This is a genomic window from Synechococcus sp. R5-15, assembly GCF_047462035.1.
GTDB lineage: Bacteria > Cyanobacteriota > Cyanobacteriia > Thermostichales > Thermostichaceae > Thermostichus.
Genome location: NZ_JANSIK010000097.1, coordinates 13,030 through 32,550, shown reverse-complemented (window position 1 = coordinate 32,550; position 19,521 = coordinate 13,030). Strand labels below are relative to the sequence as shown.

The following is a 19,521-nucleotide window of genomic DNA, read 5'->3' as shown; positions in this document are numbered from 1 at the left end:
TCTCCAATTCACAAGATCCCCAGTTGCTGCGCTTTGAGCAGGGCGGTGACACGGTCGCTAGCATCCAGCTTGCGGTAGGCGGTGCTGGCGTATTCTTTGACGGTTTCGATGCTGAGGCCCAGACGGCGGGCAATCTGTTTGTTGGCCAAGCCCTCGCTCATCAGTTGCAGCACACACAGCTCGCGGGGGGTGAGCTTGGGCAGCTCCTGTCGGGCAGGCAGCCAGTCTCGTTCGGGGTTGGACAAAATCTGACGGATGACGCGGGCCAATTCCGCCGGGTCGGTCTCTTTGGAAAGGTAGCCTTTGGCCCCGGCGCGGCGGGCTGCCTCAATCAGACCCGGCTCCTGAAAGGTGGTCATCATCACCACCACCACCGGCAGACCCAGCTCTGTGATTTGCTGGCAGGCGGCGATCCCATCCCCATCCGGCATGCGCACATCCAAAATGGCTACGTCGATGGGGCAACTGCGACAATGGTGGACGGCCTGGGATCCCGTCTCGGCTTCGGCCACCACCTCAAATCCTTGCGCTTGCAGGGCAAACTTCAGCCCCAGCCGGAAGAGGGGATGATCGTCGGCAATGAGAACGCGGACAGGGGAAGTCATGGCAGGGGATCCCAGCCGAGGGGGTGCTGGTTTTAATCTGCCCAAGGGGGGATCCCAAATCAAATGGCGGAGCAAGCGGTAACTCTTGGTCAAGATCCTTCTTTCACGAAAACCATGCCCCAAGCACTAGGGTTGAAGGTGGGATCCAGCCGGGTTTGGGCATTGTACAGGGCGCCGGTCAGATCCGCCCCCTCCAGAAAAGCGCCTCGCAGGTCGGCCCCCCGCAGATCGGCATTGTGTAACTTGGCCCCTGTGAGGTCGGCGCCGGTGAGGATGGCTCGACGCAAGTCGGCCCCGCTTAAGTTGGCCACCTGCAGATTGGCACCCGTCAGATCTGTCTGCTGCAGGTTGGCCTGCGCCAGATCAGCTTCCCACAAGAAAGCCCCTGCCTGAGCTGAGCCACTCAGATTGGCCCCTCTCAAATCGGCCAGATTGAGGATTGCTTGGGAGAGGTCGGCAGCTTGGAGATTGGCCTGTCTGAGGATCGCTTCTTTCAGGTTGGCCCCACTGAGGTCAGCTCCCGGCAGTTCTGCCCCCGTTAGGTTGCAGGCGGGGCAATCTTTGCTGGGAAAAACAATTTGGGAGCGGCCCAGTTGGGCATCCAACTCCAGTTGGGCAAAGGCCGCAGCCGTCGGGATCCCCAGCGCCAACAGCGCTCCCGACCAGAGGCGACTTCCCCTCATCAAGGGCTTTACAGGTTGGAGCCGTGCCCATCCCATGGTTTTCACCGGGATCCCCTCCTACTGCTGATGGTAGCCGCTCTGGCCCATTTCCCCAGGGATCCCCCATATCTTGAGGAGCGCCACTAGCTCTGTTGCGGCTGGCAGCGGGGGCAAAAGTGGGCCGAACGCCCTGCCAGCTTGATCCGCCGAATCGGATGGCCACAGAGGCGACAGGGATCCCCTTCCCGACCGTACACCCACGCTTGCCCTTGATAGTTGCCGTTGAGCCCACGCAGATCCCGGTAATCCCGCAAGGTGGTGCCCCGCTGCTCCAGCCCGGCCCGTAACACCTCGATCAAAGCTTCTCGCAGGCGTGCCTTGGCCACATCCGAAAGCTGAACTGCTGGCGTCAAAGGGTGAATGCCGCTCAGAAACAGGGCTTCGTCGGCGTAAATGTTGCCCACCCCGGCTACCAGCGATTGATCCAGCAGCGCGGTTTTAATAAGACGGCGGCTCTTCTGCAGGGCAGCCTGGAAATAGGCCTCAGAAAAAGCTGGCGAAAAGGGCTCCGGCCCCAAAGTCTGCAGGGTGGGGATCACCGCCTCCAGCTCAACACCGGCAGGCACCAGCCACATCTGGCCAAAGGTGCGCTGATCCACAAAGCGCAAGTCCCACCCTTCCTCGAAGGCCAAACGAACACGAGTGTGAGCTGATAAAGGGGTGGATCCCTGCACCCAGAGCAACTGCCCGGTCATGCGCAGATGCACGCCCAGAACAGCTCTCGAATCCAGGGATCCCAGGAGATACTTTCCTCGCCGCTGCCACTGGGTAAAACGGGTGCCAATCAAGCTCCGCCCAAACATCTCCCCTGCAGGGTAGGCAATGGTGCGGGCCAGGAGCACCTCCACCGCAAGTATCCGCGGCCCCAAGGTGAGGCGTTGCAAATCTTGCCGAACTGTTTCAACTTCCGGCAGTTCAGGCACAGAACGACTTGCTCAAGAACACAGTCCCCGGCATCAGAACCCTTGTTGGTTTAGCTGGCCGGAGCAGCTTTGGCCTTGGCCTTGGGAGCTTCCAACACTTCCAGCTCATCTTCGCGGAAGTTGTTGGTGTTGATGTTGTAGTAGTTGATCTTGTCAAAGCGGACGATCACCGGGTAAAGAATGCCGCTGGTATCCACCGCCGCAACCGTTCCCACATCCCGGTACCAGTAGGATTCTTTCCGCAGCACACGGACTTTGGCACCACGCTGAATTGCCATGAGGGTTATCTCCATTGACCTGAACTCAGATTACCCTAGTCCGTGAGAAGGCTGCGATTTCCGAATTTTTGTAACAGGGATCCGCTTTTGTCTGGCTGGGTTTTCGGGGCCAACAGCAGATGAACCGTCGCACCTGTGGAGCCTGGCTGTTGGGTTCTGCTTTGACCTGGGGCTTGCAGGGGAAATCTGCAGGGCTGCCCCATCCGCGCGATTTTGCCGCCGTCCTCAACCTGAACACCGGTCGTTTAACAAGGGTTTGGCAGCCGGAGCAGGCTTCCAGAATCAGGGCCAGCCCTGGCTCAACCGTCAAATGCGCCGTTGCCGCCGCTGCTCTGCAGACTGGGATCAGCTCTGGGGAGCGCTTGATCCACTGTCCGGGTTGGTGGGATCCGCCGCCGCAACTGGGGTTGGGCCGCCTACCCTGCTGGGATCCCCGCGGCCATGGGGCTTTGAACTTGCGCCAGGCCCTGGCCCACTCTTGCAACGTGCATTTTTACCAGTTGGGCTGGGAGCTGGGGGCCGATACCCTGGTGGAGTGGCTGCGGCGCTTCGGCCTAGGGAGTGTGCAGAATACAACTCCGGCTCCGCTCTTGGCGACCGGTCTGGCTGGGCCGGTGGATCCCTGGGAGCTGTTGGTTTATGGGGGCGTGATTGCCCGCCGAGGTGTACCCCTTTCTGGCGAGGTCTCTCTGCCCGCTTTCTCTTTACCGGCTTGGATTTGGGAGGCTCTCCATGCTGGCATGAGCCTGGCGGCAACAGCGGGCACCTGTCGCGGCATTGCCCCAGAAGGGATCCCAGTGGCAGCCAAGTCTGGCACCATCCTCAATCCTCAACGACGAGGACGACCAATTCTCTGGGCAGAAGATTTTCAAGCCTGGTTGCTGGCCTTTTGGCCCCTGCCGGATCCCAACTGGACGCTGGTGCTGCACCTGCATCAGGGCAAAGCCTATGAGGCGGCCATTCCCCTGGCGCGGCAGATCATCGCCGCCATCGGCAGCGGGTGACCACCTTGCTTGCGATCATGAAGAAATGCAAACTATACTGAAGGTCAAGTGCCGTTCTCGTTTTCGTTCTTTACGGATCCCACTCCCTGTCGTTCCCATTTACCCTGGAGGTTCTCATGTCTAATCCCAATTTGTCTGAGCCCAAGTTTGGCTTTAACGAGTATGCCGAGCGCCTCAACGGTCGGGCTGCCATGATTGGTTTTGTGCTGGCCATTGTCATCGAAGCGGTGACGGGCCAAGGCGTTGCTTCCTGGCTGGGCCTGATCTAAGAGACCTCAACTTACCGCCTTTTGGCTTTTCCTTGGGTCTGCTGGCTTGCAGGCCCTTTATTGTATTGAGCAGGGTATTGAGCAGGAAGCTTGACTGCACCAGTTGTAGCCGTTCTGAATGGCAACAAAGCTTGAGCGGGCACCAACTACTCCAAGCAATTCCGACAGCGCCGAATCTTTCCCTTTCTCCCTCTGACGGAGGAGCTGGTGTGAGGGTATCCCACTAGTTCCATTAGATGATCCCTTCTTGACGCTTGGCGATTGGCATGCGCCAGCCGGTGCCGAAGGCGCGATCGGTAATGCGTAGCCCAGGGGGAGCTTGGTGTCGCTTGAACTCGGCTTTTTGAACCAGCCGCAGCACCTGCTGCACGATGTCGGGATCGAACCCTTGAGCCACCAACTCGGGGCTGGATTGATGCTGCTCGATGTGCCGCTGCAGGATCTTGTCCAGCAAATCGTAGGGGGGCAAGCTGTCGCTATCTTGTTGGCCGGGTCGCAATTCCGCTGAGGGGGGCTTGGTCAGAGTAGCAAGCGGGATCCGCTCCTGCTGTCGGTTGATCCAGCGAGCCAAGCGGTACACCCAGGTCTTGGGCACATCGGAAATCACCGCCAGGCCGCCGGACATATCCCCGTAAATGGTGCAGTAGCCCACTGCTAGCTCTGATTTGTTGCCTGTGGTCAGCAGCAGCCGCCCGAACTTGTTGGAAAGGGCCATGAGGAGGGTGCCGCGAATGCGAGATTGCAGGTTTTCTTCCGTGATGTCTGGGGGGAGGCCGGCAAAGGGCTCTGCCAAAAGCTGGTGGTAGCTCTCCATGATGGACTGAATCGGCAGCTTCAGGGTAGGGATCCCCAGGTTTTGCGCCAGTTGGTAGGCGTCGGTCAGGCTGCCAGGGCTGGAATAGGGAGAGGGCATGAGCACCCCCAGCACCCGCTCCGGCCCCAAGGCATCGGCGGCGATCACAGCAGTGACGGCAGAGTCGATCCCCCCCGACAGGCCCAATAGCACCTCGCGAAAGCCACATTTGCTGACGTAATCGCGGGTGCCCAAAACCAACGCCTCGTACAGCTCAGCTTCCGGCTCAGTCGGCCAGCGGGATCCCGTAGTCGGTGGATTCTGGTCTGGGTTGGGAGACTGGGTCAACTCGTCCACATCCAGGATGAGGTGATCTGGCTGAAAGGCAGCCGCTTGGGCCACAACCCGACCCCAGCGATCCAGGGCGCAACTGGCCCCATCGAAGATGAGATCGTCGTTGCCCCCCACTTGATTGACATAGAGAATGGGCAGGGCGTGCTTGCGGGCCAGGGATCCCAGCATCTCCACCCGCAACTTCTGTTTGCCCAGGCTGAAGGGGGAAGCCGAGAGGTTAATCAGCAGGTCGGCACCGCAGCGGGCCATCTCTTCCACCGGATCCCAGTGGTAGCGACGGTGCTGCCAAAAATCGCGGTCGTTCCAAATGTCTTCACAAATGGTAAAGCCCAGGCGGCGGCCACGGTACTCGATGGGTTGGGGCTGGGATCCCGGCTCAAAATAGCGATCCTCATCGAATACATCGTAGGTGGGCAAGAGCGACTTCTGGAACCAGTGGCGGATCTGGCCCCCCTCCAGCCAGGCAGCAGCATTGTAAAGGGGCCGACCCTCAGGCAGAGGATTGGGCTGCACGGATCCCACGACTACCGGAATGCTGGCCTGTAACCGGCTGGCCAAGTGCTGCAAAACCTGGCTTGCCCTCTCGACCAGGGCCGGATAGAGCAACAAATCGCGGGGTGGATATCCCAGCAACGCCAGCTCGGAGGTGATGGCCAACTCTGCTCCCGCCGCCGCCACTGCCTCAACCGCTGAACGGATGCGCTCGGCATTTCCGCTTAGATCGCCGACGATGTAGTTCAGTTGCAACAGCGCTACCTTCACCCTGCCCCCCATATGGTAAATCTCACCATAAGTGGCCCAAACCGAATCGTCAACAAGATTCTGCTGCGGGCAAGCGAAGAATAAACGTGGTTTGGTGGGCAGTGCTTTCCACCTGCAAAGAGCCGCCCAAGTGGTTGGCAATGGCTTGGGCCAGAGCCAATCCCAAGCCTGTTCCCCCCTGCTGCCAGGGATCCGAGTGGGGGATGCGATAAAACTGCTCGAAAATGCGTTCTTGTTCTTCGAGGGGAATGGTGGTGCCCGTGTTGGTCAAGCGCAGCTCCCAGCGGTCGGAACCTAAAGCAACAGCCTCTAGGACAATGTGTTCGCCGGCGGGCGTGAATTTGTGGGCATTGGTCAAAAGCTCACAGACCAAGCGTTCCAACAGGCGGGGATGGGTGTGCAGATAGGGCAGGTGGGGATCCCAGTGAACTTCTAGGGTTTGCTGCCGCTTGCGCATCCGGTCTTGGAACCGATTGATAAGAGGTGCCAAAAGGAGAGGCAGGTTAACCTGCTCAGAGGGCAGCTTGAGCGTATTGCCCGACAAATTTTGTAGATCCAGAAGATCGTTAATTAGGGAGATCTCTCGCTCGCACGCCTGCTCCAGAACCTCAAGATACTGGATTTGCTTGGGGGTGAGAGGAGAAACTTGATGGCTCAGTTTCAGCAGGTGAACCGAGAGGCTAATGCTGGTAAGGGGAGTGCGCAGCTCGTGGGAGACGGCGGCCAGGAAGTTATCCCTAATTTGGCTGAGCTTTTTCAATTCCGTCACCTGAGCCTGGCTGCTGAGGTAGAGCCTGGCCTGTCGCAGGGCAATCGCACACTGGGCCGCCATTTGCTGGGCCAAATCGATTTCCCAATCGCTAAAACTCTCCTCAGGAGGCCGAGCCAGCCACAGATCCCCAAGAATGCCCTGATCGTCGGCAATGGGGCAGGCCAGCTTGGTCAAATAAGGGGGCAAAGTGTCGGGATCCCGTTGACGATCCCGAGCGCACAGTTGAAAGCACCAGCCTCGCCATAGCTGTTCGTAGAAGAGGGGAAAATCTCTCATCCAAACCCGAGCCCCGACCCCAGAGGTTGAAAGCGTCGTGTATTCATAGCTGATCAGGGAGTAGGTTCGGCGGCTATCGTAAAGGCCGACATTGCAAAAAAGAACGCCCAAAAATTTCCCCAGCTCGTTCACAACCGTCTGCAAGATCTGCTTTTCGTCCAGAGTTGCCCGTATCTGATGGGTAAGGCGGCGCAGAATCGATTCAAACTGCAGACTGCGTTCCAGTTGCTGGGTTCGCTGTTGCACCAGGGCTGTTAATTCAGCTTCTCGTGTTTGCTGGGCCAGCTCCAGGCGCTTGCGCAGGGTGATATCGCGCACCAAAACAATGGCCTCATCCGGCCCAAAGGGCAACAGACGGGCCTCGCGATATTCCGGCAATGCTTCCGCCGCGTCTTGAGAAATTTGAGGAAGCGGATATTCAATAACCTGAATTTCTCCCGTTTGAAAGGCTTTCTCTAGCAAAGGGGCAAAGTAGGTTTTCCAATGCTCTGGAAACAGATCTTGAATGTATTGGTTGAGATAGCGGTCATCGGGATAGGCGGATGCAAATCCTCTGGGGGGCTTATAGGACAAGACTAGCCCTTGCCGATCCACTTGCAAAAGCATATCTGGGATCGCTTCGTAAAGGGCGCGGTAACGTGCTTCGCTGCGGGCCAGATCGGCCAAACTTTCTCGCAGGTGAGTTTCGGCCCTTTTTCGCTCGGAAATATCTTCTAGAAATTGGATGGCAAACAGAGGCTCGTTTTGAGCGTTTCGCACCGCGAAGAGTTGTAAGCGAACCCAGATCTCTCTGCCATCTTTACGGCAAATCACCTTTTCATATTCATAGTTGTGGGTGTACCCGGAAAGCAGTTCATTCCAGAGTATCTCGCCCCGTTCTCGGTCTTCGGGATAGGGAGTGTAATCTTCCGCTTTCAGAGCCGACCAATCTTCCTCGCTGTACCCTGTAATCTCTGCCATTGCCGGGTTGAGGCTGAGATACCGGGGATCAGGATCCAAGCTCATCAGAGCAATCCCTTGGCTACAGAAGTTGAAGATCCCCTGCAATTGGTTTTGAATTTCCTCAAGAGCAGATTTGATGGATCGGCGCTCGCTAATATCATCCAGGAAGTAAACGGCAAACAGAGGCTTTTGTTCTTCATCTCTCACAACATAAACCTGAGACTTTACCCAGATGATTTGGCCATTCTTTCGGGTGTAGCGATGTTCCCATTCATAATGACTGCGCCGACCCTCGATCATCTCCTGCCAGAGGTTTTTTAGGGTTTCAACATCAGCCAAATCTGGGATATAGGCCTCCAGAGGCAAAGCTTTCAGTTCCTCTGCAGAATATCCTGTTATATCCTTGAGGGCTGAGTTCATGCCATGTGGCTTGGATTCTGGCTCAAGAGGCAGCAGAGAAATGCCCAAATTGCAGGATTCTACAATACCCCAGAATCGCTGTTGAATCTCTAACAAAGCCAGCTCTAGACGCTTACGCTCGGTAATATCTTGAATGCAGCCAAGCACGCAATTTGCTCCGTAGGGAACTATGCAAATTTCTTGGTAACGGAGCTCTCCCGCTGAGTTGGTTAGGGGATATTCCAAGGTTTGCCGGGATCCGCTGCTCAAGCAACGGTCAATCAGCCTCTGCAGTTGATCGCCAGCCTCAGGGCCGAACAGCTCTCCCACTGCTTTTCCCTGAATATGCTCTGCTGAGAGTGAAGCAAAATAAGTATTCTCCGGGGAAGAAATCAGCTCCAGGCATTGGCCTTCTCGGCTAAAAATCATCAAGGCTTGTGGAATAGCGCAAACCAGCCTTTCGTAGCGGAGCTGGCTCTCTGCAAGCGCTTGTTCAGCCCGCTTCTGTGCCGTGATGTCTTCCACATACCCCTCAAAACAGAGGGGATCCCCTGCTGGATTGCGGACGACTTGAATTTGTTCTCGCACCCATAAGTCCAAGCCCTTGTGACTGTGGATCAAAAACTCTTGCGCCACTCTCCCGTCGCCGACTTTGCCTGCAAGCAAATCCTGGAAAAACTGGCGACGACCGGCAGCGTCAGCATAGAGACGATGGCCAAAATCCGACAGATGGCGCATCAAATGGGCAGAGGAAGTATAGCCGTATATCTCGGCAAGCTTGGCATTGGCAAACCGGTACCGTCCCTGCAGATCCACACGAAAGATCCCAATGGGGGCATTTTCCAGGAGCACATCAAGTTCGGCCAGCATCAGGATCCCCTATTGGCAAGCAGTACCAGGGCACTGAGAACACCTGTCCTTGGGATTATGTATCATTTCTGCCTTAAGCGATGTTTCCTGCACTACAAGTTCCCCCCTAACCCCGTAAAATCACGGGCGAGGAAGGGCGCTTAGGTTTCTGTGGATGTTACCCCGTGGGCTGCCGGTAGGGCAGGGATCCCTGCGCGGATTCTCAACTACTCCACCTGCGCTGTCTCCGGGGATTCCGCCTGAGTTTCCGGGTGAAAGTAGCGGTAAATCTGCCGGGCAATCTTCGGGCCAATGCCGGGCACTTGAGCCAACTGGTCTTCTGAGGCCACCTGAATGCGGGCAATCGACCGAAATTCTTCCATCAGCAGCTTTTGCCGATACTTGCCCAAGCCGGGGATCTCGTCCAGCGTAGAGGCATGTTGACGCGCTTTCCGTTGCTGGCGATGAAAGGCGAGAGCAAATCGGTGGGCTTCATCTCGCAGGCGTTGCAACAACAAGCGAGCCGGATCTTGGGCCGGCAACCGCAAGGGCACGGGATCCCCCGGCAGAAAGATCTCTTCTTCTCGTTTGGCCAAGGCAATCACCGGCAGGTGATCCAGCCCTAAATCTGCCAAGACGGCCATGACTGCCGACAACTGCCCCTTGCCCCCGTCGATGAGCACCAAATCCGGCTGATCCTCAGGGGTCATTTTGCTGAAGCGACGCCGGGCCACTTCCGCATGGCTGGCAAAATCATCAGAACGACCGGGGCGCACCTCAGGGTTGCGAATCTTGTAGCGGCGGTAGTGCTGTTTGGCAGGCAGGCCATCGATAAACACCACCTGACTGGCCACAGCATCGGATCCCTGGATGTGGGAAATATCGTAGGCTTCTAGACGGCGGGGCACGTCCGGCAAATCCAAGACTTCTGCCAAGCGCTCCAAGGCCGCGGCATCCCGATCCGCCAAGCGCTGAGTGCGGGTTAGCTCCAGTTGGGCATTCCGCTCAACCAACTCGATCAGCTCGGCTTTGCTCTGCCGTTGGGGGGCAACAAGGCTGACCTTGCGGCCTTTTTTCTGACTCAGCCAAGACTCCAGAAAATCGTGATCGGGCAATTCATACTGGGTCAAAATCTCAGAGGGAATTTCCACCGGATCGCAGTATTGATAATGCTCTTGTAAAGCCCGCTGCAAGATAAGGCCTGGGTCGTCACCGCGGTTTTCGGCCACAAACCCCAGCCGCCCCACCAACTTGCCTGCCCGCACCTGAAACAATTGAATGCAGGCTCGTGAATCATTCATGGCCAAGGCCAGAGCATCACGGCTGACGGTAGAGTTAGGCAAAGAGACCTTCTGGGATTCTCCCAATTGTTCCAAACCGCGAATTTGATCCCGATATCGTGCGGCTGCCTCGTAATTTTCCTGTTCGGCGGCCTGGATCATCTTCTCCTGCAGCTCTCGGATCAGCTCATCTGTCTGGCCTTGGAAGATCATGGCCACTTGAGTCAGCGTTTTGCGATACTCTTCTGGGCTGATCAAGCCTTGGCATACCCCGGGGCAGCGCCCAATGTCGTAGTTCAAACAGGTGCGATCTTTGTACAGAGGTTTGGGCCGTTGGCGCAAGGGAAAAATTCGTTTGACCAACCCAAGGGTATGGCGCAACAGGCCAACATCGGTGTAGGGGCCATAGTATTTGTCTTGATTCCGATCAAGGCGACGATGGCGGGTGATGTAAAGCTGGGGATAAGGCTCCGACCAGGTAATGCACAAATAGGGATACTTTTTATCGTCCTTAAGGAGAACATTATAAGGGGGCTGATGGGTCTTAATCAGATTGTCTTCTAGGGCTAGGGCTTCACTTTCATTGTCGGTTACGATAAACTCGATCTCGCAAACCTGAGCTACCATGCGCTGAATGCGAGGGGACAGGTCGCCGGTGAAGCGGAAATAAGATCGCACTCGAGAGCGCAATTTCTTGGACTTGCCCACATAGAGGATCTGATCCGTGGCATCTCGCATTAAATATACGCCGGGTTCAGCAGGAATCTCCTTGAGACGGCTCTCTAGAACGTCACGGCTGTGAATCAGAGGGACGGTCATAAAGTTCAGTTCTACCGGGTAGAGTCAGGGATCCCATGACTTCAATCTAGCAAGGATATGGCTTTTCTCGGCAACACTGACTCCAACCCATGTGGAGACACGGTCATTCTGAACAATCATTCTGAACAAGTTTGGGAAGCTCGTCCTGCTTTCAAGCTCCAACCTGCTAGCACAAATGGCAATAGCTCGTCGCATCGCAGGATCAAAGTACCTCTTTTGACGGGTAGACCTCCATGATTTGGGAAGGATAAGTTGATTTGTGATTAACATAATTTTGTCCAGAGTTCTGGTAGTTCATTTACATAAGATATAGCAGCAATGGAAAGTCGCTTAAGTTTATTAACTAGGGATATATTGACTTCTGAGACAATCTTTTGAGTAGATTCAGGTATAAATTGCCTGTGACAATCCTGGCATCGATAATGCTGCTTTCCATTATGGATCTTGTCGTATCTAAGTTAAAAGAATGACGGCTTGGGCAAGTCAGCATGAGCTTACTCAGAAACACGAAAAATCTAGGGTAATAGTATCATTGCTCCCAGAGCACCACCAGTATAGTCAATAGGGCAAGGGCTCCGTCCCGCTGGCGCGACCCGAATCTCTGAGCTCTATCCTTACAATTGAGCTCCTGGATCCTGGCCTATGTCTTGCTGCAGGGCGGCCAAGTCTATCTTTGGCTTCTGGGTCTTGACTTTTGTCGGCCTGAGGTCTTCTAGGTTCAGCCAGCGATAGACCGTTGCACGCCTGACTTTGTACATTTGTACATCTGTTGTACATCTGTGGGGTTGCCCTCTTCCTGGACATACCCTACGGCTGTCTCCCTACCGCAGTTCTCCACAGGGCCAGTTGCCAGCGAGCGGAGCCGGTGTGAGCTGGCGCATTCGCCCTAGCTTTCTCAGATCGTCCGCAGTCCGTCGGGGAAAGCTGCAGAAGAAACTCGAAAAATCTGTTCATGGCGAGCTTTTTTGTCTTTACTTCGCTGATCCGATTGCCCCAACGGTTGCCCTGTTGGCAAGAGCCAGCCGTGACTTGAGACTGCCCCCCTTTTCCTGTCGGATTGGAGTGCGATATGCTGGTTTTCCACCTCTGAAAGCGTGATTTATTCCAAACTGTTTTTACTCCTATGAATCCCCATCCCTCTCAGGTCTCGGCCCCTATCCTGCAGGAAAACTGGCACTTTCAAGAGCGGGATGCTTGCGGGGTCGGCTTTTTGGTGAATCAGCAGGGGAGAGCCAGCCACGACCTCTTGCAGAAAACCCTTCAGGCCCTCACCTGTATGGAACATCGGGGTGGCTGTGGCGGCGACGGCCAGAGCGGTGATGGGGCGGGCATTGCAACGGCAATCCCCTGGTCGCTGTTGCAGGCAGAGAGGGAAGAAATTCGAGCTTGGGATCCCACTCACAGCGCGGTGGGGATGGTCTTTTTGCCTCAGGATCCTGCTGAGTGTCAGGCGGTGCAGCAGGTGATCGATGAGTACTTGACCACCACCGACTGGCAGCGGGTGGTTTGGCGGCAGGTACCGGTCAATCCCAATTGCCTGGGGCCGATGGCGCGGCAGACCATGCCCTCCATTTGGCAGATGCTCCTCACCCATCCCACGCTGGAAGGAGACGAGCTAGAGCAGCAGCTCTATCTGTTGCGGCGGCGCATTCGGCGGCGGGTAGAGGCTCGGTTTGGCTTTTATGCTCTGTATTTTGCCTCTTTGTCCTGCCGGGTTGTCGTTTACAAAGGCATGGTGCAATCGGCGGTTCTGGGCCAGTTTTATCGAGATCTGCAAAACCCCCTCTACACCACCACCTACGCCACCTACCACCGCCGCTTCAGCACCAATACCCTGCCGCGTTGGTCGCTGGCTCAGCCTTTCCGCTACCTCTGCCACAACGGCGAGATCAACACCTACCTGGGCAATGTCAACTGGATGGCCGCCCGCGAACAAACCCTTTCCCATCCCCGCTGGGGTACAGCGGTCGAGGATCTGAAGCCGATTATTGACCCGGGCACCAGCGACTCAGCAGGTCTGGACGCTGTGTTTGAGCTGTTGATTCAGTCGGGCTACTCCACTCAGCAGGCGATGATGGTGCTGATCCCGGAAGCCTATCGCAACCAGCCAGAACTGCAGAATCGCCCGGAAGTGGTGGATTTCTACGAGTTCTTCGGCGGCCTGCAGGAGCCTTGGGATGGCCCGGCGATGGTGGTTTTCTGCGACGGCAAAACCATCGGGGCCACGTTGGATCGCAATGGCCTGCGCCCAGCCCGCTACGCTCGCAGCCGCGATGGTCTGCTGGTGGTGGCCTCGGAAGCTGGCGTGGTTCCTCTGCCGGAGACCGACATTTTGGAAAAAGGGCGGCTAGGCCCAGGGCAGATGCTGACGGTGGATCTGCAGAGCGGGCAAATCTGCAAAAACTGGGAGATCAAAACCCAGGTGGCAGCCCAGCACCCCTACGGCGAATGGCTCAAAGCCCATCGCGTTCAGCTCAGCACCCAAGGCTTTGAAAATACCCCTCACCTCTCGGAAGAACAACTGTTACAAGCCCAAACCGCCTTCGGGTACTCCTCAGAAGATGTGGAGATGATCATCGAGGAGATGGCGGCTACGGGCAAGGAGCCCACCTTCAGCATGGGGGACGATGCGCCGCTGGCTGTGCTGTCCACCCAGCCTCATCCCCTCTACGACTATTTCAAGCAGCGCTTTGCCCAGGTCACCAACCCTGCCATCGATCCCCTGCGGGAGAGCCTGGTGATGTCTTTGGATGTGTATCTGGGATCCAAGGGCAACCTGCTGGAGATCCGCCCTGAGCATGCCCGCCTGTTGCAGTTGCGCAGCCCGGTGCTCAACGAAGCGGAGCTGGCCGCTCTGCAGCATACCCCTTTTCCCTGCCACACGCTCCCGATTCTCTACCCGGTGGCTGCCGGCCCAGAAGGACTGGAGGTCCAGGTACGGGCCCTCTGCCAGCAGGCGGCTCAGGCAGTGCGGGGGGGAGCTGAGATTTTAATCCTCTCGGATCGCGGCCTTGATGCCGAGCAGGCTCTGATCCCACCTCTGTTGGCGGTGGGCGCCATCCACCATCACCTCATCCAGGAGGGGCTGCGCCTACGCGCTTCCCTGGTGGTGGAGACTGCCCAATGCTGGAGCACCCACCACTTTGCCTGCTTGATCGGCTACGGGGCCAGCGCCGTTTGTCCTTATCTGGCCTATGAAGCTGTGCGGCAGTGGTGGCACAAGCCCAAGACGCAAACCCAGATGGCTGCCGGCAAGTTGCCCCAGCTTTCCCTGGCCGAGGTGCAACTGAAGTACCGCGCCGCCATTGAGGCAGGGCTGCTCAAGATTCTTTCCAAAATGGGCATTTCTCTGCTCTCCAGCTACCACGGAGCGCAGATTTTCGAGGCCATTGGCCTGAGCCAAGAGGTGATCGATCTGGCCTTCCGCGGCACGGTGTCGCGGGTGGGAGGCATGACGCTGGCGGATCTGGCCCGCGAGGGCATGGTGAATCACCAGCGGGCCTTTCCCGAACTCACCTCGAAAAAGCTGGAGAACTTTGGCTTTATCCAGGCGCGGCCCAAAGGCGAATACCACATCAACAGTCCAGAAATGGCCAAACTGCTGCACAAGGCCATCGAATCGGGTCAGCCTGCCCACTATGAGATCTACAGGGCGCACCTGCGCAGCCGCACCCCCACCGCGTTGCGAGACCTGCTGGATTTCCGCAGCGACCGGGATCCCATTCCCTTGGAGGAAGTGGAACCGGTGTCGGAGATTTTCAAACGTTTTGCCACAGGTGGGATGTCCTTGGGGGCCCTCAGCCGCGAGGCCCACGAGACCCTGGCCATTGCCATGAACCGCATCGGCGGCAAGTCCAACTCCGGTGAAGGCGGGGAAGATCCGGAACGATACCTCCCCATCACCGATGTAGGCCCAGATGGCACCTCGGCCCGCTTTCCCCACCTGAAGGGGCTGCGCATGGGGGACAACGCCAGCTCAGCCGTCAAACAGGTGGCCTCGGGACGTTTTGGCGTGACACCGGAGTATTTGCTCAACGCGCGGCAAATTGAGATCAAAATTGCCCAGGGGGCCAAGCCGGGCGAGGGCGGGCAACTGCCGGGCAAAAAGGTCAGCCCCTACATCGCCAAGCTGCGCCGCTCCAAGCCGGGGGTGACCTTGATCTCGCCGCCGCCCCACCACGACATCTACTCCATCGAGGATCTGGCGCAGTTGATCTTCGACTTGCACCAGGTGAACCCCCAGGCACAGGTGTCGGTGAAGCTGGTGGCGGAGGTGGGCATCGGCACGGTGGCGGCAGGAGTAGCCAAGGCCAACGCCGACATCATCCAAATCTCCGGCCATGAAGGGGGCACAGGGGCTTCCCCCTTGAGCTCCATCAAACATGCCGGGGCACCTTGGGAGTTGGGCCTGGTGGAGGTGCATCATACCCTGCTGGAAAACGGCCTACGGCAGCGCTCCATCCTGCGGGTGGATGGCGGCATTCGCACGGGTTGGGAAGTGGTGATGGCGGCCATGCTGGGGGCAGAAGAGTTTGGCTTTGGCACGGTGGCCATGATTGCGGAGGGGTGCATCATGGCGCGGGTGTGCCACACCAACAACTGCCCTGTGGGAGTGACCAGCCAGAAGGAGGAGTTGCGCAAGCGCTTCCCCGGCACGCCAGATCACGTGGTGACCTTCTTCACCTTTGTGGCGGAGGAGGTGCGCCAAGTCTTAGCGCAACTGGGCTACCGCTCTCTGAAGGAGGTGATTGGACGGGTGGATCTGCTCTGTCCGCGGGCCGATGCCGTTCTGCAGAAAACCCCATCCTTGAACTTGGAGTGTCTGCTGCGAACTCCCCCCGGTTTTGATCCCAACACCCTGCCCGACTGGTTGGAGCATGAGCCGGTTCACGCCAACGGCCCGGTGCTGGATGAGCAGATCCTGGCTCAGCCGGAGGTGCAGAAGGCGGTGGAGACCTGCGGCACAGCCACGGTGGAGATCCCTATCGCCAACACCGACCGCTGCGTAGGCGGGCGCATTGCCGGAACCTTGGCCCGCTTGTACGGAGATACCGGCTTTGCCCAACAGGGGGGGCAGTTGGATCTGCGCTTTGTCGGCAGCGCCGGCCAGAGCTTTGGCGCTTTTACACTGGCGGGGATGCGCCTGACCCTGACAGGAGAAGCGAATGACTACGTGGGCAAGAGCATGTGTGGCGGCGAGATCGTCATCCTGGCTCCCCCTGAGGCGCCCCGCGATCCGGCGGAAAATGTAATCCTGGGCAACACCTGTTTGTACGGGGCCACGGGCGGATCCCTGTTTGCCAACGGCCAGGCGGGGGAACGCTTTGCGGTGCGCAACTCGGGAGCGCAGGCGGTGATCGAGGGATCCGGCGACCACTGCTGCGAGTACATGACCGGTGGGGTGGTGGTGGTGCTGGGGCGGGTGGGCCGCAACCTGGGAGCGGGGATGACCGGCGGCCTGGCCTATGTGCTGGATGAGGAGGGCAACTTCCCCGCCAAGGTCAACGGGGAGATCGTGCGCATTCAGCGGGTGCAGACAGCAGCAGCAGAGGCACAACTGAAGAGCCTGATCCAAGAGCACTATCGCCGCACCCATTCCCCCAAAGCGGAGCGCATTCTGCAAAATTGGGAATCCTATTTGCCTCTGTTTTGGCAGGTGATCCCGCCTTCGGAGGAGGGCAGCGAGCTGACGGATCCCTTGCGATCCCAGCCGCTGGCAGTGGAGTCTTAAGGATCTCTCAGAGCCTGCCGGTAACACTTCTTATCCCCACGACGGCCAGAGAGGCTGGTAAACTGCGAGAGTATACCTGGCCTTTTCATCCGCTTTAAATCACTATGAGTCCCAGTTTGCAAGCTGCTCAAACTCAAGCGCGAGTGCCCACCGAGACCATCCTGACGCCGCGCTTCTACACCACCGATTTCGAGGCCATCGGCAAAATGGGCTTAGGGGATCGAGAGGCCGATTTCCGGGCCATCCTGCAGGAGTTTCGCGCCGACTACAACCGCCATCACTTCGTCCGGGGTGAGGAGTTCAACCAAGACTGGGAAAGCCGCCTGGATCCGCAGGCGCGCCGGTTGTTTGTGGAGTTCTTGGAGCGCTCCTGTACAGCCGAGTTCTCCGGTTTTCTCCTCTACAAGGAGCTGTCGCGCAAGCTAAAAGAGACCAACCCCGTTTTGGCCGAGTGCTTTGCCCTGATGAGCCGCGATGAGGCCCGCCATGCCGGCTTTCTGAACCGGGCTATGGGCGACTTCAACATGGCCTTCGACCTGAGCTTTCTCACTAAGCACAAGTCTTACACCTATTTCGCGCCGCGTTTCATCTTCTATGCCACCTATCTCTCGGAGAAGATTGGCTACTGGCGCTACATCCTCATCTACCGCCACCTGGAGGCCCATCCCGAAGACCGCATCTACCCCATCTTCAACTTCTTCAAGAACTGGTGCCAGGACGAGAACCGCCACGGCGATTTCTTTGCGCTCATGCTCCTAAGCCAGCCGCGGCTGCTCAAGGGATGGGTGGCCAAGCTGTGGTGCCGTTTCTTCTTGCTGTCGGTGTTCGCCACTATGTACCTCAACGATGTGGGAGAGCGCCCGGATTTCTACCGCCTCATCGGGCTGGATCCCCATACTTATGACATGGAGGTAATCTACAAGACCAACCGCGAGGCGGCCAAGGTGTTCCCGGTGGTGTTGGATGTGGAAAACCCTGAGTTTGTGCGGCGGCTGCAAAAGTGCGTGGCCAACAACGCTAAGCTGAGGGAGATTGCCCGGGGATCCGGCCCCTTCAAGGGTTTGCGCAAGCTGCCCCTCTACTTGGATAACTTCTATCAGTTTTTGCGGCTGTTCCTCCTGAAACCTCGGAAAGCTGGCTTCTACCTGTGGGAGCAGCCGGAGCCCCGTTTTGAAGGAACGGCTGTTTCTGCTTGAGCCGTCTTGCCCTCAGCTTGGTACCCGTACAGCCTCATAGGTCAGCCATGAACATTGCCGCTGAGATTACGCCGCTCTTTTTGCTGGGAACGCTGGCCTTTTTGGGTTGGGGCTTCTGGAGAGCCCGTCGGCGGGGATCCTTAGCCGTTTGGGTGTGGTTACAGGGATCCCTGCTCCTGTTGCCGTGGGTGGTTTTCCTGGGGCTGCTGCTGCTGGGGATCTACCTCAATTTTGCAGGCTTCCTGGTGTTGCTGTTGGTCTTTACAGGGCTTTACATTGCTGTGGGGCGCAAGACCCGCCAGTTGGCCCAGCAGGAGCTGCAGGCCCGTCGCGAGCAGTTGGCTCGTCTGGAAGAGCAGGGGGAAGCCCCTTCGGCAGGGGAGGCGCCTTTGGAAGCGTCTGCGGTTCTGCAGCGGATCTCGGCTGAGGATCTGCAGGCCATTCAGTCTATTTTCGGCCTCGATACCTTTTTCGTCACCGAGACCGTCCCCTATGGGGAAGGGGCGATTTTTAAGGGCAACCTGCGCCAGGAGGCGGAGGTGGTGGTACCCCTGCTGGTGGAGAAGCTCAAAGAGCAGGTGGGCAGTCGCTACCAGCTCTTTTTGGTGGAGGATCCGGCGGAAAAGCCGGCGGTGGTGGTCTTGCCGGATCCCATCGTCAATTACCGCGCTTCCGTGGGGGCGCAGATCCTGGCGGGGGCGTTGCTGGTCTTCAGCTTCGTCGCCACGTTGGAGGTGGGGGCCAATCTCTTGGGCTTCCGGCTGTTGGATGCGCCAGGGCGCTGGGTGGAAGCCCTGCCGGTGGCGGCCGGGATCTTCGCCATCTTGCTGGTGCATGAGACCGGACACCGCTGGATGGCGGGCAAGTACGGCGTGCGCCTCAGCCCTGCTTTTGTTATCCCCAGCTTGGGGATCGGCACGCTGGGATCCCTAAACCGCATCCAATCGCCGGTGCCCAGCCGCAAGGCCCTCTTCGACATTGCCTTTGCCGGCCCGGCAGCGAGCGGGATCCTGTCGCTGCTGGTGCTCTTGGCTGGCCTGAAGCTCTCCGGCTCCGAGGGTCTGTATGTGCCCACGGAGATCTTCCGCAGCTCCATCCTGGTAGGCACCCTAGCGCGGCTGGTGCTGGGATCCCAGTTGCAGGCGGAGCTGGTTCCCATTCATCCTTTTGTTGCCGTGGGCTGGATTGGCCTGGCAATCACCGCCTTGAGCCTGCTGCCGGCAGGGCAGCTGGACGGGGGTCGCATTGTGCAGGCGGTGTACGGGCGGAAGACGGCGGCCCGCGCCACCTTCATCACCCTGATTGCCTTGGCGGTGGCGGCCATCAGCAACGTCTTGGCCCTCTACTGGGCGCTGCTGATCCTGTTCATCGCCCGCGAGCCAGAGCGTCCACCGCAGGATGAGATTACTGAAACCGACGGTCAGCGGGATGCTTTGGCATTGCTGGCCCTCTTTTTGATGGTCATGACCCTGTTGCCGATTGCTCCGGCCTTGGCGGGCTTTCTCAATTTCCCCAACGGCTGATGGGGTAGAGGCCCAGGATCCGCC

The 19,521-nt window shown here is 58.0% G+C and carries 12 protein-coding genes and 1 pseudogene; 5 read left to right on the top strand and 8 right to left on the bottom strand.

The annotated features are described in order from the left end of the window. Positions 1-8 precede the first annotated feature (8 nt). The 4 genes from NW839_RS08995 to NW839_RS08980 all read right to left on the bottom strand — a co-directional run bounded on the left by NW839_RS08995 (position 9) and on the right by NW839_RS08980 (position 2,528). The gene (locus tag NW839_RS08995; RefSeq protein ID WP_414350377.1) at positions 9-605 is read right to left on the bottom strand and encodes a response regulator; all 597 of its coding nucleotides are present in this window, start codon (positions 603-605) and stop codon (positions 9-11) included. Between the two features lie 89 nt (positions 606-694). After that, the gene (locus tag NW839_RS08990) at positions 695-1,324 is read right to left on the bottom strand and encodes a pentapeptide repeat-containing protein (RefSeq protein ID WP_414380585.1); all 630 of its coding nucleotides are present in this window, start codon (positions 1,322-1,324) and stop codon (positions 695-697) included. An 86-nt stretch (positions 1,325-1,410) separates the two neighbouring features. Next, positions 1,411-2,250 (bottom strand): DNA-formamidopyrimidine glycosylase, encoded by an 840-nt coding sequence (locus tag NW839_RS08985; RefSeq protein ID WP_414350375.1) that lies wholly within the window; start codon positions 2,248-2,250, stop codon positions 1,411-1,413. Between the two features lie 50 nt (positions 2,251-2,300). Beyond that, the gene (locus NW839_RS08980; RefSeq protein WP_414329200.1) at positions 2,301-2,528 is read right to left on the bottom strand and encodes a photosystem I reaction center subunit IV; all 228 of its coding nucleotides are present in this window, start codon (positions 2,526-2,528) and stop codon (positions 2,301-2,303) included. Positions 2,529-2,647: 119 nt separating this feature from the next. On the opposite strand from NW839_RS08980, the gene NW839_RS08975 reads away from it, so the two are divergent. Together NW839_RS08975 and NW839_RS08970 are read left to right on the top strand one after the other, a co-directional pair. Continuing rightward, positions 2,648-3,532: a penicillin-binding transpeptidase domain-containing protein gene (locus NW839_RS08975; RefSeq protein WP_414350373.1), complete on the top strand. Its 885-nt coding sequence runs from the start codon at positions 2,648-2,650 to the stop codon at positions 3,530-3,532. Between the two features lie 116 nt (positions 3,533-3,648). After that, on the top strand, positions 3,649-3,801 hold the full coding sequence (locus NW839_RS08970) for a chlorophyll a/b-binding protein (RefSeq protein WP_011429120.1): 153 nt from the start codon (positions 3,649-3,651) through the stop codon (positions 3,799-3,801). 232 nt (positions 3,802-4,033) lie between these two features. Here NW839_RS08970 and NW839_RS08965 read toward each other — a convergent pair whose 3' ends face one another. From NW839_RS08965 to NW839_RS08950, 4 genes and pseudogenes are all read right to left on the bottom strand, one after another. Then, on the bottom strand, positions 4,034-5,722 hold the full coding sequence (locus NW839_RS08965) for an NAD+ synthase (protein ID WP_414350371.1): 1,689 nt from the start codon (positions 5,720-5,722) through the stop codon (positions 4,034-4,036). Between the two features lie 37 nt (positions 5,723-5,759). Further along, complete coding sequence (locus tag NW839_RS08960) at positions 5,760-8,969, bottom strand: PAS domain S-box protein (RefSeq protein WP_414350369.1); 3,210 nt, start codon at positions 8,967-8,969, stop codon at positions 5,760-5,762. Between the two features lie 206 nt (positions 8,970-9,175). After that, positions 9,176-11,047, bottom strand: coding sequence for an excinuclease ABC subunit UvrC (gene uvrC / locus NW839_RS08955; protein ID WP_414350367.1), 1,872 nt, complete (start codon positions 11,045-11,047; stop codon positions 9,176-9,178). A gap of 614 nt (positions 11,048-11,661) precedes the next feature. Beyond that, positions 11,662-11,811: pseudogene (locus NW839_RS08950) on the bottom strand (IS630 transposase-related protein); the annotation flags it as partial. A 359-nt stretch (positions 11,812-12,170) separates the two neighbouring features. Between NW839_RS08950 and NW839_RS08945 the strand changes: the two are divergent. The 3 genes from NW839_RS08945 to NW839_RS08935 all read left to right on the top strand — a co-directional run bounded on the left by NW839_RS08945 (position 12,171) and on the right by NW839_RS08935 (position 19,497). Continuing rightward, positions 12,171-16,778 (top strand): glutamate synthase-related protein, encoded by a 4,608-nt coding sequence (locus NW839_RS08945; RefSeq protein WP_414350365.1) that lies wholly within the window; start codon positions 12,171-12,173, stop codon positions 16,776-16,778. 104 nt (positions 16,779-16,882) lie between these two features. Beyond that, positions 16,883-17,974 carry a magnesium-protoporphyrin IX monomethyl ester (oxidative) cyclase gene (gene acsF / locus NW839_RS08940; protein ID WP_414350364.1) on the top strand — a complete coding sequence of 364 codons (1,092 nt, stop codon included), beginning with the start codon at positions 16,883-16,885 and terminating at the stop codon, positions 17,972-17,974. Positions 17,975-18,021: 47 nt separating this feature from the next. Further along, positions 18,022-19,497 (top strand): site-2 protease family protein, encoded by a 1,476-nt coding sequence (locus tag NW839_RS08935; RefSeq protein WP_414350362.1) that lies wholly within the window; start codon positions 18,022-18,024, stop codon positions 19,495-19,497. Positions 19,498-19,521: the final 24 nt, after the last annotated feature.